The 12,641-nt window shown below is 60.4% G+C and carries 11 protein-coding genes; all 11 read right to left on the bottom strand.

All coding sequences use genetic code 11. The annotated features are described in order from the left end of the window. Positions 1 to 198 precede the first annotated feature (198 nt). Complete coding sequence (locus ACWPVA_RS13440; protein WP_454288167.1) at positions 199 to 774, bottom strand: transglycosylase SLT domain-containing protein; 576 nt, start codon at positions 772 to 774, stop codon at positions 199 to 201. Then, positions 704 to 2,206, bottom strand: coding sequence for a flagellar hook-length control protein FliK (fliK, locus tag ACWPVA_RS13445; RefSeq protein ID WP_454288168.1), 1,503 nt, complete (start codon positions 2,204 to 2,206; stop codon positions 704 to 706). Before fliK ends, ACWPVA_RS13440 begins: the two co-directional genes overlap by 71 nt. Next, positions 2,206 to 3,510, bottom strand: coding sequence for a chemotaxis protein MotC (motC, locus tag ACWPVA_RS13450; protein WP_454288169.1), 1,305 nt, complete (start codon positions 3,508 to 3,510; stop codon positions 2,206 to 2,208). Before motC ends, fliK begins: the two co-directional genes overlap by 1 nt. A gap of 4 nt (positions 3,511 to 3,514) precedes the next feature. After that, a complete protein-coding gene (locus ACWPVA_RS13455; RefSeq protein WP_454288170.1) occupies positions 3,515 to 4,798 on the bottom strand; it encodes a MotB family protein in 1,284 nt (427 codons plus the stop codon). Next, complete coding sequence (locus ACWPVA_RS13460) at positions 4,795 to 5,445, bottom strand: GTPase (RefSeq protein WP_454288171.1); 651 nt, start codon at positions 5,443 to 5,445, stop codon at positions 4,795 to 4,797. Before ACWPVA_RS13460 ends, ACWPVA_RS13455 begins: the two co-directional genes overlap by 4 nt. Positions 5,446 to 5,755: 310 nt before the next feature. Beyond that, positions 5,756 to 6,718, bottom strand: a complete 963-nt coding sequence (locus ACWPVA_RS13465) for a flagellin N-terminal helical domain-containing protein (protein ID WP_454288172.1) — start codon at positions 6,716 to 6,718, stop codon at positions 5,756 to 5,758. Between the two features lie 308 nt (positions 6,719 to 7,026). Then, on the bottom strand, positions 7,027 to 8,220 hold the full coding sequence (locus ACWPVA_RS13470; RefSeq protein WP_454288173.1) for a flagellin N-terminal helical domain-containing protein: 1,194 nt from the start codon (positions 8,218 to 8,220) through the stop codon (positions 7,027 to 7,029). 207 nt (positions 8,221 to 8,427) lie between these two features. After that, positions 8,428 to 9,621 carry a flagellin N-terminal helical domain-containing protein gene (locus tag ACWPVA_RS13475; protein WP_454288174.1) on the bottom strand — a complete coding sequence of 398 codons (1,194 nt, stop codon included), beginning with the start codon at positions 9,619 to 9,621 and terminating at the stop codon, positions 8,428 to 8,430. A 315-nt stretch (positions 9,622 to 9,936) separates the two neighbouring features. Further along, positions 9,937 to 11,130, bottom strand: a complete 1,194-nt coding sequence (locus tag ACWPVA_RS13480) for a flagellin N-terminal helical domain-containing protein (RefSeq protein WP_454288175.1) — start codon at positions 11,128 to 11,130, stop codon at positions 9,937 to 9,939. A gap of 235 nt (positions 11,131 to 11,365) precedes the next feature. Continuing rightward, complete coding sequence (fliP, locus tag ACWPVA_RS13485; RefSeq protein ID WP_454288176.1) at positions 11,366 to 12,103, bottom strand: flagellar type III secretion system pore protein FliP; 738 nt, start codon at positions 12,101 to 12,103, stop codon at positions 11,366 to 11,368. Then, positions 12,100 to 12,618: a flagellar basal body-associated FliL family protein gene (locus ACWPVA_RS13490; RefSeq protein ID WP_454288177.1), complete on the bottom strand. Its 519-nt coding sequence runs from the start codon at positions 12,616 to 12,618 to the stop codon at positions 12,100 to 12,102. Before ACWPVA_RS13490 ends, fliP begins: the two co-directional genes overlap by 4 nt. Between the last annotated feature and the right edge of the window lie 23 nt (positions 12,619 to 12,641).

Here is a 12,641-nt window from a genome sequence, read left to right on the forward strand (position 1 = left end):
ATGGTAGGTATTAACAGTTGATTAATATTTTGGTGGCGATTTGATCTATATCTTGTATGCCTGGGCAAATATAGACACAACTATCTTGCTGAAAAGTTAACATATGGTTAACGCCGCTCCCGCGCCGCCCAAACTTTTCCACATTCCAGACACAATGTGCAAATCAGCAGTTTGGTACTTGTCTAGTCCAAAATCTTGCTATTCACCGCAAAATGTTCGGGCATTGCGGGTCCATTTTCCATAGCCCGTTGCCACCAGATTGGAGATCACCCGGCAGACATATCTCTGCTGCGCCGGGTCATTGTTCGGCCCTGCATGATATCTCGCCACCGCCATCGTCCAGGTTTCGTGACGATCGTGCAGGTTGCGAAGAAAGCGCGCTGCATATTCGACATTGGCGCGCGGGTTGAACATGGCTTGCACCGAGGGGAAATTCTCCCCGTGGAAGTGCTGATTGATCTGCATGCAACCGACGTCGATCAATTTGGAGCCTTGCCGGCGCGCCTCGATGAAGGCATGCAGGGCCTCGGCTTCGCTATCGAAAAACATGGATTTCCCCTCCACGTTCATCGCGAAGGGCTGGAGTGATCCCTTCCGCCCCGTCTCCGTCAAACCAACAGAGTAGAGGATCCCTTCCGGGATCGCGTATTTCGCTGCTGCTGCCTGGATCTCGCTTTCGCAAGCGCCTGCGGACGCAGCAGCCTCAGATATAGACGTGGTCAGGACGAGTAGCACCAGCCCCACCAGTGGCCGCCTGTACCGCACTCGTGTCATCTGCCGTCTTCCCCGTACCATTGGCGCTATCAGTCTGCATCGTCGCCGTGCGGCGGTCTCCGCTTCCGTCTCCGCCCTGTGCATCACGCTGCGCCTGCTGGCCGGAAGACTGCCCCTGCGCATTGGCCTGGCTGCTGTCAGCCCGTTCCGCCGCGCCGGTGGCCATACTGACCTGGATCTGGTCGACCGCGAAACCATGTGCCCGCAGTGCCTTGAGCATGTCGCTCTGGTCGTCGCTCAACTGCTTGTAGGCCGCATGCGTCTCAACGGTGATCTGCACCGACAGTTCGTCGCCGCTCAGCCGAAGCGTTGCCGTGACATTGCCGAGCTCGATCGGACTCATCTGCAGCTTCAAGGTATTGACGACCTTGCCGGAACTCGACTGGCTGGCAGCATTGGCGAGTTCCGAGCCAGGCAGCATTGCGCTTGCCCACTCCCCATCACCCATCATGGCGGAGGTGATCGCGCCCGCATTGGTCGAGGCCGGCGCGATATAGCGGCGCGCGTCGAGGACAGCGACGGTCTGGCCGCCCTCCTTGGCCGAGCCAATATCATATTTGACTGTCTCGCCGTCGGACTGGCCGACACGCATCGAGAGCGCCTGACCCTTGCCGTCTGCCCGCACAAAGCGGAATGAACGATCGGCGTCAGCGTTCGGGGTACCCGGTTCGGACGCTTCGACAGAAGGAACACCAGCGCTTGCTTCGATACGAGATGCCCGCGCATCAACCGCGGACACAGCAACGGCTGCCTGATCACCCGCCGCAAGACGGCCAGCCATCGTGCGATCGCCACGCGGCCCGGTTGACGCCGCCTGGCCGGCGGATGCCGCATTGTTGGACAACATCGTCAGAACATCGCCGAGTTCGGATATCGTGCCTGCGGGTGTTGCTGCATTCTCCGCCTTGGCTGTCCTATCGGCATCGCCGGACTTGTCCGCCCGGTCGGCCTTCTCAGTCTTTGCCACCTGCGCATGCTTGACAACCTGCGCCAACTGGCCCGCGTCTAGCGTTTCGACCGCGGGCGCGTTGCCGGCAGTCAAGACCTGACGGGCAAGGGTTTTCGCGGTTCTGGTCGCAATCGCATCGGCCGGCTTTTCGCCCGCTACCTGGCCGGCGACAGAGCCACCCGCAGCATCCCCTGCTCTTGGGTGGGCGTGGGTCGCGCGAGCGAGATCAATCAACGGTCGCGGCGTCTTGGCGGCCTTCGTGTCCCCAGCCTGCACTTCAGATCCGCTCGGGGCGTCGGACACAAGAGTCAGGTCAGCCGCAGCATCATCCCGATTCTGCCGGTGGCGGCCGCTTTGGCCGGCATTCGACAGGGCGTCGTGGAAACCGTTTCCCGCCTTGGTCTCGCCTCGCTGCGCTTTCGCGTTCCCGGCCAGGGAAGCCTCTGGAGCCTTGATATTCTGGGCTGCTGCGGGGTCGATCATCAGTTTGTGCCTTCTTGCTTCAGCAGGTCGTCGATCGCATCCAGTTTCGAACGACCGGTATCAACGAAGGAGCGGAACTCCGGGTCCGGATCCTTCGCGCCTGCCGTCTTCAGCTCAGCCGGGCCAGGCTGTGTACCAGCAGGAACCGAAGGGGGTGCTGTCGGATCCTGCTGCACGTCCTCGGAGATCGCCTCGCCAACGGATTCGTCGTTAGAAGGCACCACATTCGGCTCGGAATCTTGCGCCGGGCTGATCGGCTCCGGCTTGCGCACAACCTCCTCGGCAATCGCGGCGGCAGCGTCGCGTAGCGCACGGTCCGAGGGCGAGAGGATCTCGTCGGGAATGGCGGCGATAGCCGCGATCGCAGCACCAACTTCATTGGTCGGAATACCCGCGAGCCCGCCATAGAGGTTGGCAAGTGCATCAGCCCCCTCGGCGGTGCCCGACAGGAGCTTCGACTTGTCCGCAGCCTGACGCGCGAGTTCGTTACGCCCCTTGATCGCCGCCTGACGCGCGATCCGCAGGTAGACCTCTCGCTGACGGTCATTGTCCATATAGGCCAGCGTCGCCGTTATCTCCGAGCCGTCGAAGGCCTCATGGTGCTCGACCACGAGTTGGACGAAGAGATCGGCGAACTGGCTGGCATAGGGCGAATGCAGGAAGCGGCGCGCATAGCGGTTGGCATAGGCGGAGGCCTTGTCGACCATGCCGCCCTCGACCGCAACGGCCAGCGAGCGGCGCAATGCCGCCTCCTCGACGATCGTTCCCGGCGCGGTCAACCGTGCCCAGTCATAGAATTCGAGCGCCTTGGCGGGATCTCGCGGGATCATCACATTACCGGCCACGAGCGCCAGATAGGGGGCGATCCTGGTGTCGCGGTATTCCGCCACCATGTCGCCGAGTGTGTTGGCGATCAACGTGCCCTTGCCCGATAGGTACTTGCGCAGCGCGTCGGTGACGCGATTGTCGAAATTGCCGTCAATGTCGCGCGCAACGAGAAACTCCAGCGTCGCTGGATTGCCCCCACTCATCGCGTAGATCAGGCTTGCATCGACATTGCGGGGGTCTGCGAAAATCGCAGGCGCGGCGCCACGTAGACGCTTGTCGATCGTTTCCAGCATGAAGCGCTGCATTTCCGCGGCCGAGTGATCGCCAAGCACGACCAAATCCTGCACGAACTGCAGCGAACGCAGCACCTTGTAGGGCTCGACGCGGTCCAGTTCCTCGGCCGGCGCCGTCCCGGTCCAGACAAGACCGAGGAGCGAGAGAGCCGGTATCAGCCGCTGCAAATTCAGGCGCCCCATGTGATTATCCCTGGTCCGCCTGAATCAAAATCTCGATACGGCGGTTGGCGTCGGCAAACGGATCATCGGGGATCTGCAGGCGGCGGTCGGCGAAGCCGGAAACCTGCTCGACGCGTCCCTCCGCAAGGCCGCCACGCAGGAGCATGTAATAGGCGCTGTGGGCGCGTGCCATGGACAGGCGCCAGTTGTCGTTTTCGTTCCCCTTGAAAGGCCGACCGTCGGTATGGCCGCGGATCACGATCGGGCCCTCGCGCTGCTGCAGCAGCTTGCCGATCCGCTCCATCGCCACGACGAGTTCCTTGCGCGGTACGGCCGACCCGACATTGAACATCGGCGCATCAGACTGGTCGGATATCGTGACCAGCAGGCCTCCTTCGGCGGGGCTGACGATCAGGCCTTCGGCGAGCTTCCCCGAGACGCCATTGATTTCCTTTGCGATCTCGGCCTTGAGCACTTCCGCGGCTCGTTCCTTGGCCTGGTACTCCTCCTCGGCCGTCTTCGGCGCGGAGCCGACCTCGGTCTCGGTCTCGGTCTTCGTTTGGTCGGATTTTTCGCTCTTGCCAAGAGGCGCAGCCTCCGAGAGCGGATCGGTCGGCTTTTCCGACCTCTCGCCGGACACAGCCAGAGCAAGTTCCTGCGCAGCCTCGTTGGGATCGAGGTTCTCGACCGTGGTGGGAGTCGTATCCTGTATTCCGGGCTTGCCCTTGGCCGACTGCACCTGTTGCGTCCAGAAATCCGGATCGAACGGGTCGCGATAGGCCTCGCCGCCTTCCGCGCCGGTCGATGGCCCGGAATCGGCTGCACCGCCCTCGCCCTTGGCGCTGACATTGGCCTGCTGGCCGACTTCCTGGGCGATCTCGGCGAGCACGGAATAGGGGTTTTCGAAGAAATCAGCCTCCGAATAGTTGGTCTGGTCGCCGGAAGACGCGGTCTGGTCCTCTCCGGTTGCAGCCGCTGCACCGACGGTCTCCTGCTCTTCTTCGACCTGAGAACGCTCCTGGTTCTGCTCGCCCTCGGCCTGATCGACGGGTTTGTCCAACCCCTTTTCAGTCGGCTTTTCGTCCGAGAGGCTGATCGGGTTGAAGTAGCTGGCGACCGAGGCCTTCGTCTCTTCATTGGCCGCATTGACGAGCCACATCACCAGAAAGAAGGCCATCATTGCCGTCATGAAGTCGGCATAGGCGATTTTCCAGGCTCCGCCGTGATGGTCGTCATGACCGCCGCCGCTGTGGCGCTTGATGATGACGATCTCGTTCTTTCCGTGGTGATGATTTTCGCTGTCGCTCATCCCAGGACTTTCTTCAGGCTAGCGGCGAATGCCGAAATGCGGGTAACCAGCACGGTACCGTCGAGTTCTGCCGAGAGATCGAGGTCCTCGTCTTCGATATGGCGCAACCTTTCGACAGCTTCGGGCATGTGAGTGAGCAACTGATCGAACAAGGCCCGCGGCCCCTTCAATGTAATCGTACCTGCCTCGCCGTCGGAGATCGCGGCCTTCAGCAGGTCGGCAAGATCGGCCACCGCCCTTGCCACGACTTCCTGCGACAGGAATGGGCCAAACGCCTCGGCGGCGCGCTCGCTGACGGCAAGCGCTATTTCAGCCGCTACGCGGTCAAGGCTTTCGGCGAGCCGACTTGCGGTTTCGCCCATCAGCCGGGCCTCCAGCGCCGCCATCGCCTCGTCGTGGGCAGCCTGCATTGCGGCACGCTCGGCGGCATGCCTTGCGCTCAGTTCGCCCGTTGCGGCCTCATGGCCGGCGGCATAAGCCTCGCGGCGTTCGGCCTCGACGTCAATCGGCTCCGGCTCAGGCATGCTGGGGAAATCGGTGTCGAAGCCGGTGTCATCGAGAGAAACGAAATCGCCCCCGATGGCGCCCGAAGGCGCGCCTGCGGGCACGGAAAAATCCTTGAGGTAGTGGGCGAGCGGCATGCTCATCGACGAACGACTCCCGTGGCGAGAACTGCCGACATCCTGTCGCGGCGACAAAAGAATGACCTGAAACACCTAAATATATTCGGAACGCGCATAGTCATCATGCCATCCAGTGCCGGCTTCAGATCCCAGGATTGTGTTAGAATGCGCCTGGCGAAAATGCCATTTGCCTCGTCCGAGACTAGAAGCCCAAACTTGTGCGAGGATGAAGGTTCTGGAACCGCGTAGCTGATTGCGGCCTTGCGCCCCATTTTCGGCGATCGCCGCAGTCGCGCCAAGGGCACGGCTCCTTCCCCCCCGCCGGTCAGTCAACCTACTTGAAGAGCATAAGGATGTTTTCAGCATTCGAGTTGGCGATCGAAAGGGCCTGGATGCCGAGCTGTTGTTGCGTCTGAAGGGCCTTCAAGCGGGTCAATTCCTCATTGAGGTCCGCGTCGACCAGACGCCCCACGCCCTTGTCGATCACATCCATCAGGTTATTAACGAAGCTGTCCTGCATCTCGATGCGGCTGGTGATGGCGCCGAGCGTGGCGGCAAAGTCGGTCAACTGGCCCAGCAGGTCATCGATGACGCTGAGCATATCGCCCAATTCCTCGGTCGTCGTATTGACGTCGATCTTGATTTCCATGGCGCCTGCTGGGGGAGTGCCCATGTCGAGCAGGAAATATTCACGCGGTGTGCCGGTGGTGGGCATGACAAGCAGGTCTGCGTCGATCGCCTTGGTCAGGAAGCCGCGGCTGCTGTCCCCTGTGTCGATCAGGACGGACGTTTGGGTGTCGAAGTCCAGCGTGGTGACCTTGACGCTGCCGTCCGCTCCGCGGACGAAGGACGATACCACCTGCTTGATGCCCAAAGCACCCGCAGTCGTATTGTAAAGCCAGTTTTCGCCCGAGAACGAGGCGGATTGGGCCGAGGAAATCAGCTGATTCTTCAGCTGCTTCATTTCCTCATTGATCTTTTCCTTGTCGACGCCCGGCTCGCTGGCCGCGACCAGCTTGGCCTTGATCGTCGACATGACGTCAATGACGTTGTCGAGGGCGGTGTAGGCGGTATCGACAGTGGCTGCACCAAGTCCGAGCGCGTCCGAAACGGTGGAGAGCGCCGCATTGTCCGAGCGCATGGTTGTGGCGATCGACCAGTAACCGGCGTTGTCGGCCGCGGTTTCGACGCGGTAGCCGGACGAGACCCGGCGTTGCGCCATTTCCAGATTGCTATCGATGGAACGAAGCGTCTGGAGCGCAGCCATTGCCGCAGCATTGGTCATAATACTGGTCATCTGATGCCTCTAAGCGTTTGAATTGGCACATCCGGTGCGAGACCGACTGTAACGAGAGGCATCATGCAGACCACAGCTGGCGCGGTCCTCGTCACCGTTAACAAATCGTTAACGGAAACAGTTAACAAACGCGGACGCAGAATGGCAAGGCGGTTTGATCGGAAAGGGCGCGTAAACGGAAAAGCCAAAAGCTTCGCGCAAGCCAGAAAGGAAAATCCGCGCCCCTTTGGCAGGGACGCGGATCTGTACCGAAGACATCTGACACGTCATCAGCGCGGGACGAAGTCGCCCCTAGCCAAGGGCGCCGCTTACTGACGGAAGAGTGTCAGGATGCTTTCGGAAGCGGTGTTGGCGATCGACAGGGCCTGGATGGCGAGCTGCTGTTGGGTCTGCAGCGCCTTGAGGCGGGTCGATTCCTCGTTCATGTCCGCATCAACCAGACGTCCGATGCCGGAGTCGATCGAATCGGTGAGCGAGGCGACGAAGTTTTCCTGCATGCCGATCCGCATCGCGATCGAGCCGAGATCCGCGGTCGCGCTGATCATCGCTTCCAGAGCCACGTCGGTCGCCTGCACCATGGTCGCAAGCTCTTCGTTGGTCAGAGCGGTGATATCCACGGTATCAAGCGAGGCCGGTGCGACGACGACTGTTGCCGGCGGGATCGGAGTTACATCCACGACCCAGCTTGCCGCCGCAGGAACAGTGCTTGTTGCAGCAATTTCCTGACCGGGCGCGGTGGTCGAATCAACGGCCTTGACCCAAACGCCCTGAACCTTCACGTAATCGGCCGCGGGCACGGTGGTGTTGGCATAATTGCCTTCAAAGGTGGCACCGTCCGCGATCAGGGCGTCGATCGTGTAGGCCATCACTGTGTACTTCTGGGTAACGCCGCTCACGTTGATGTCCAGCGTGATGGATGCAGGCGTTACATTGAAGATGCGGTCGAGAATGCCAAGGTCTCCGCCATCATCGAACAGGACGGTATTGGCGGTCAGATCATAGTTGATCTTCTTGACTGAAACCGAGCCGTCTTCGGAGCGGATGAAAGAGCCCACGACGCTCTTCTGAACCGTGCCGCCTGCCGCCGTCAGATCGGCCTTCATCCAGTTTTCGCCGGAGAAAGAGGCCGAGGACGCAATGCTGCGGAGTTGCTCCTGCAGCTGGGAAATCTCTGCCTGAATCTTTTTGCGGTCGACACCTTCTTCGGTTGCGGCGACCATCTTCGCCTTGATTTCCTTGACGACTTCCACGGCGCCTTCCATTGCGGCGTAGGCCGTGTCGACCTTGGCGGCACCGAGGCCGAGGGCGTCCTGTACGGCGGAAAGCGCCATGTTGTCGGAGCGCATGGTGGTCGCGATCGACCAATAGGCGGCGTTGTCGGAAGCGGTGCCGACGCGCAGGCCGGACGACACGCGCGCCTGGGTATCCTGCATCTTTGCATCGATCGAACGGAGGGTCTGGAGTGCAGCCATCGCTGCGTTATTGGTCAAAATGCTGGTCACGGTCGTGTCCCTTAATGGCTAGTTTTGGGGACATCCCGGTTCGTCCGGGAACGATGACTTGGCGTAATGCCCTTAACCATTTCTTCGTCTTGGTTAACTCATCGTTACATGAGCTCATCTAAACGCGCCATGGTTAACGCATGGTTAATGGTGGTTAACAAAAAAAGCCGCCCCGGAGGGCGGCTTTCAACTGTCCTGTATCGCGTCTTAACGGAAGAGCGAGAGGATGACTTCCGAAGAAGAGTTGGCGATCGACAGCGACTGGATGGCCAGCTGCTGCTGGGTCTGCAGTGCCTTGAGGCGGGTCGACTCTTCGTTCATGTCGGCATCGACCAGACGGCCGATACCCTTGTCGATCGAGTCGGTCAGCTTGGCGACGAATTCCTGCTGCATGTCGATGCGCATGCCGATCGAACCGAGGTCGGCAGCAGCGCTCGTCATGTCGGTCAGGGCAGCATCGACGCCGGAGATGAGCGCGTCGAGAGCCGCATTCGAGATGCCGACGATGTTGATGTCCTTGATCGAGGTCGGGGCTGCTACGTTGGTAGCCGGAGCGTTGCCCGTGTCCACACCGTAGTAGACGCCGGCTTCGTCATGCAGGGCTTCCTGGCCGGTGCCGGTGACATCGATTGCCTTGACCCAGTTCGTGTCGTCGACCTTGACGTAGAAGTCGGTACCGCCGACATCTGCCAGCTGCGTGGTGACGCCGCCAACCGTATTGGTCGTAAAGGTCGCGTTCAGGGCGATCAAGTCATCGACGGAATAGGCGGCCACGGTGGCTGGCGAAGATGCACCGTCCGTGTTGACCGAGAGCGTCACGCTCTTCTGCGAGACGTTGTAGGTCTTGTCGAGAATGCCGAGGTTACCACCCGAGGTGTCGAACAGAACGTTGTCGGTGGTCAGGGCGTAATCGACCTTCTTGACCGAAACGCTGCCGTCGTCTGAACGGACGAAGGAAGCGACGATCGACTTGGTGGTCGAGACGCTCAGGTCGGACTGCAGCCAGTTTTCGCCGGAGAAGGAGGCGGCCTGGGCGATCGAGGTCAGCTGATCCTTCAGCTGGGAGATTTCTTCCTGGATCTTCTTCTTGTCGACGCCGTCTTCCGTGGCGGCGACGAGCTTGGCCTTGATTTCCTTGACGACTTCGATGGCCGAATCCATACCGGCATAGGCGGTGTCGACCTTGGCGGCGCCGAGGCCGAGAGCGTCTTCAACAGCGGCCAGCGCCATGTTGTCCGAACGCATGGTGGTGGCGATCGACCAGTAGGCAGCGTTATCGGAAGCAGAACCGACGCGAAGGCCCGAGGAAACGCGTGCCTGTGTCTCTTCCATGCCGGAGGAGATCGAACGAAGGGTCGAAAGTGCAGCCATGGCTGCGACGTTGGTCAGAATGCTGGTCATGTTTTTGGGTGCCCCTTGAATGGCTATGTGAAATAGGGACATTCCGGCCTTTGCCGGGAGACGACGCACAGCGTCATGCCTGCTAACCCGTTAATAAATATGGTTAACTCGCCGTCTCGATAGGCCTAGCTAACGCCTGTTTGGTTAACGAAGACCTAAAGGGCCGAGGCAAAACGGTACAGCTCAAGATTTTATTTTGCAGCTTTCGCGCGCATGCGCGCGTGCCAGAACATGCTTAAAAAAAGATGAAGCCGCACCCGTTTCCAGGTGCGGCTTTTTTGACGCGGACCTATCGAGGTCCAGATCGAGGTCCGATTAACGGAACAGCGACAGGACGTTCTGCGAGTCGTTGTTGGCGATCGACAGAGCCTGGATGGCCAGCTGCTGCTGCGTCTGCAGTGCCTTGAGGCGGGTCGACTCTTCGTTCATGTCGGCGTCGACCAGGCGGCCGATACCCTTGTCGATCGATTCGCTCAGCTTCTTGACGAACTCTCCCTGCATGTCGATGCGCATGCCGATCGAGCCGAGGTCGGCGGCGGCGCTCGTCATGTCGGTCAGAGCCTTGTCGACGCCCGAAATCAGAGCGTCAAGCTGCGTGGAGGCCATACCAACGATGTTGATGTCCTTGATCGAGGTCGGGGCTGCTACGTTGGTGGCCGGAGCGTTGCCCGTGTCCACACCGTAGTAGACGCCGGCTTCGTCATGCAGGGCTTCCTGGCCGGTGCCGGTGACATCGGTTGCCTTGACCCAGTTGCTATCATCGACCTTGACGTAGAAGTCGGTACCGCCGACATCTGCCAGCTGCGTGGTGACGCCGCCAACCGTATTGGTCGTAAAGGTCGCGTTCTGGGCGATCAGTTCATCGACGGAATAGGCGGCCACGGTGGCTGCGGAAGATACACCGTCCGTGTTGACCGAGAGCGTCACGCTCTTCTGCGAGACGTTGTAGGTCTTGTCGAGGATGCCAAGGTTGTTGCCCGAGGTGTCGAACAGGACGTTATCGGTGGTCAGGGCGTAGTCGACCTTCTTGACCGAAACGCTGCCATCGTCGCCACGGACGAAGGAAGCGACGACAGACTTGGTGACGCCAGCGCCTACGTCGGCCTGCAGCCAGTTTTCGCCGGAGAAGGAGGCGGCCTGGGCGATCGAGGTCAGCTGATCCTTCAGCTGGGAGATTTCTTCCTGGATCTTGTTCTTGTCAACGCCGTCTTCGGTGGCGGCGACGAGCTTGGCCTTGATTTCCTTGACGACTTCGATGGCCGAATCCATACCGGCATAGGCGGTATCGACCTTGGCGGCGCCGAGGCCGAGAGCGTCGGAAACAGCCGAAAGAGCCATATTGTCCGAACGCATGGTGGTGGCGATCGACCAGTAGGCAGCGTTATCGGAAGCAGAACCGACGCGCAGGCCCGAGGAGATACGCGACTGCGTGTCTTCCATGCTGGAGGAGATCGAACGCAGCGTGGAAAGAGCCGCCATTGCGTTGGTGTTGGTGAGAATGCTCGACATTAATTTGTCCCTTAAAACAAGATACGAATGGGGACATACCGGTGTGTAAAAAACCGGTCAGCGACGGTGCGGCATCATGCCATTTGGTATTCTTTGTTGTTACCAGACCCGTCGTGCGAGGACCAAGGTCGCAGCCAAATCTTGCCAACAGCTTAACCGCGCCCGGCGCGGGAGCGCATTGCAAAGTCTATGGTAAACAAGGAGATAATGGTTAACGAAGCACGACTTCGCCGCTTCAGGCGAAGGAGCGCACCAGGCTGCCGACAAGCAGGTTCCAGCCGTCGATGAGGACGAAGAACAGGATCTTGAACGGCAGCGAGATCGAGGTCGGCGGCAGCATCATCATGCCCATGGCCATGGTGATCGTCGCGACCACCATGTCGATGACCAGGAAGGGCAGGACGATCAGGAAGCCAATCTCGAAGCCGCGGCGGATCTCAGACAACATGAAGGCCGGAACGAGTACGCGGTAATCGACTTTTTCGTCGACCACCGGGGTCTGGCCGCGCTCGTTGGCGATGTCAACGAAGAGCTTCAGGTCCTTGTCGCGGGTATTGGCGGCCATGAAGGTGCGGAAAGGCTCGGCGATTGCCTGAACGGCCTCCGCTTCGGTCATGCGGTTTTCCAGCAACGGCTGGACGCCGTCGCTCCAGGCACGGTCCATGGTCGGCGCCATGACATAGAAGGTCATGAACAGCGCAAGGCTGGTCAGGATCATGTTGGACGGCGTCGAGGCCAGCCCCATGCCGGAGCGCAGGATCGAGAACGCGATCACGAAGCGTGGAAAGCTGGTGACCATGATGAGGATGCCCGGCGCGACCGACAGAACCGTGAGCAGGCCGAAGGTGCGGATGATCCAGGCGGCGACCGAACCGTCGACAGGGGTATTGAACAGGTCGGTGGGCAATTGCTGCGCCACGGCCAGTCCCGGCACCATCATCATGACGGCGGCAAGAAGGAGGAATCGAATCATTCGATTACAAAAGTCCTGAACATCACCTTCGATACGCGCCCTTCGGAGCGAAGGTCAACACGCTCCTGGATGTCATCCTTCAGATATTGGAAGCCGCGCGGCCCCTCGATCTGCTGCAGCGAGACGGTGCGGAGATAAGCCAGGATATCCTGGTGAATGTCTTCGGCGATTTTCACGTCGGGAGCGCCGTTGAAAAGCAGCGCCACTTCGAGACGGATCCAGTTCTCGGTGGGATAGGCAAGATTGGTGGTGATCGGCTCAAGCTGGACGATACCGTTCGCCTCGGTGGAAATACGGGCAAGCCCCTCTTCCGCCTTGCCCGCGCCCTGAGTGCCGGCTGCCCTCTCGGCTGCGGCCGCCTTGTTCGCGTCCTCCACCGCCGTGATCTTCGGCGCAAGCATGGAGCCGATCACCCAGCCTCCTCCCCCGCCAACGAGCGTCAGGATGGCAATCGCCGCGATCAGCATCACGGTTGCCTTCTTGCCCTTGGTCTCTGTGCCTTCGACCTGTTCCATCTGCCCTGCCGTCCCTTCCAGCT

Source organism: Rhizobium arsenicireducens (genome assembly GCF_964021225.1).

Excerpts from the sequence above, each read along its gene's own strand:
- ACWPVA_RS13440 (WP_454288167.1), bottom strand. The coding sequence starts at position 774 with ATGACACGAGTGCGGTACAGGCGGCCACTGGTGGGGCTGGTGCTACTC.
- fliK (WP_454288168.1), bottom strand. The coding sequence starts at position 2,206 with ATGATCGACCCCGCAGCAGCCCAGAATATCAAGGCTCCAGAGGCTTCC.
- motC (WP_454288169.1), bottom strand. The coding sequence starts at position 3,510 with ATGGGGCGCCTGAATTTGCAGCGGCTGATACCGGCTCTCTCGCTCCTC.
- ACWPVA_RS13455 (WP_454288170.1), bottom strand. The coding sequence starts at position 4,798 with ATGAGCGACAGCGAAAATCATCACCACGGAAAGAACGAGATCGTCATC.
- ACWPVA_RS13460 (WP_454288171.1), bottom strand. The coding sequence starts at position 5,445 with ATGAGCATGCCGCTCGCCCACTACCTCAAGGATTTTTCCGTGCCCGCA.
- ACWPVA_RS13465 (WP_454288172.1), bottom strand. The coding sequence starts at position 6,718 with ATGACCAGTATTATGACCAATGCTGCGGCAATGGCTGCGCTCCAGACG.
- ACWPVA_RS13475 (WP_454288174.1), bottom strand. The coding sequence starts at position 9,621 with ATGACCAGCATTCTGACCAACGTCGCAGCCATGGCTGCACTTTCGACC.
- ACWPVA_RS13480 (WP_454288175.1), bottom strand. The coding sequence starts at position 11,130 with ATGTCGAGCATTCTCACCAACACCAACGCAATGGCGGCTCTTTCCACG.
- fliP (WP_454288176.1), bottom strand. The coding sequence starts at position 12,103 with ATGATTCGATTCCTCCTTCTTGCCGCCGTCATGATGATGGTGCCGGGA.
- ACWPVA_RS13490 (WP_454288177.1), bottom strand. The coding sequence starts at position 12,618 with ATGGAACAGGTCGAAGGCACAGAGACCAAGGGCAAGAAGGCAACCGTG.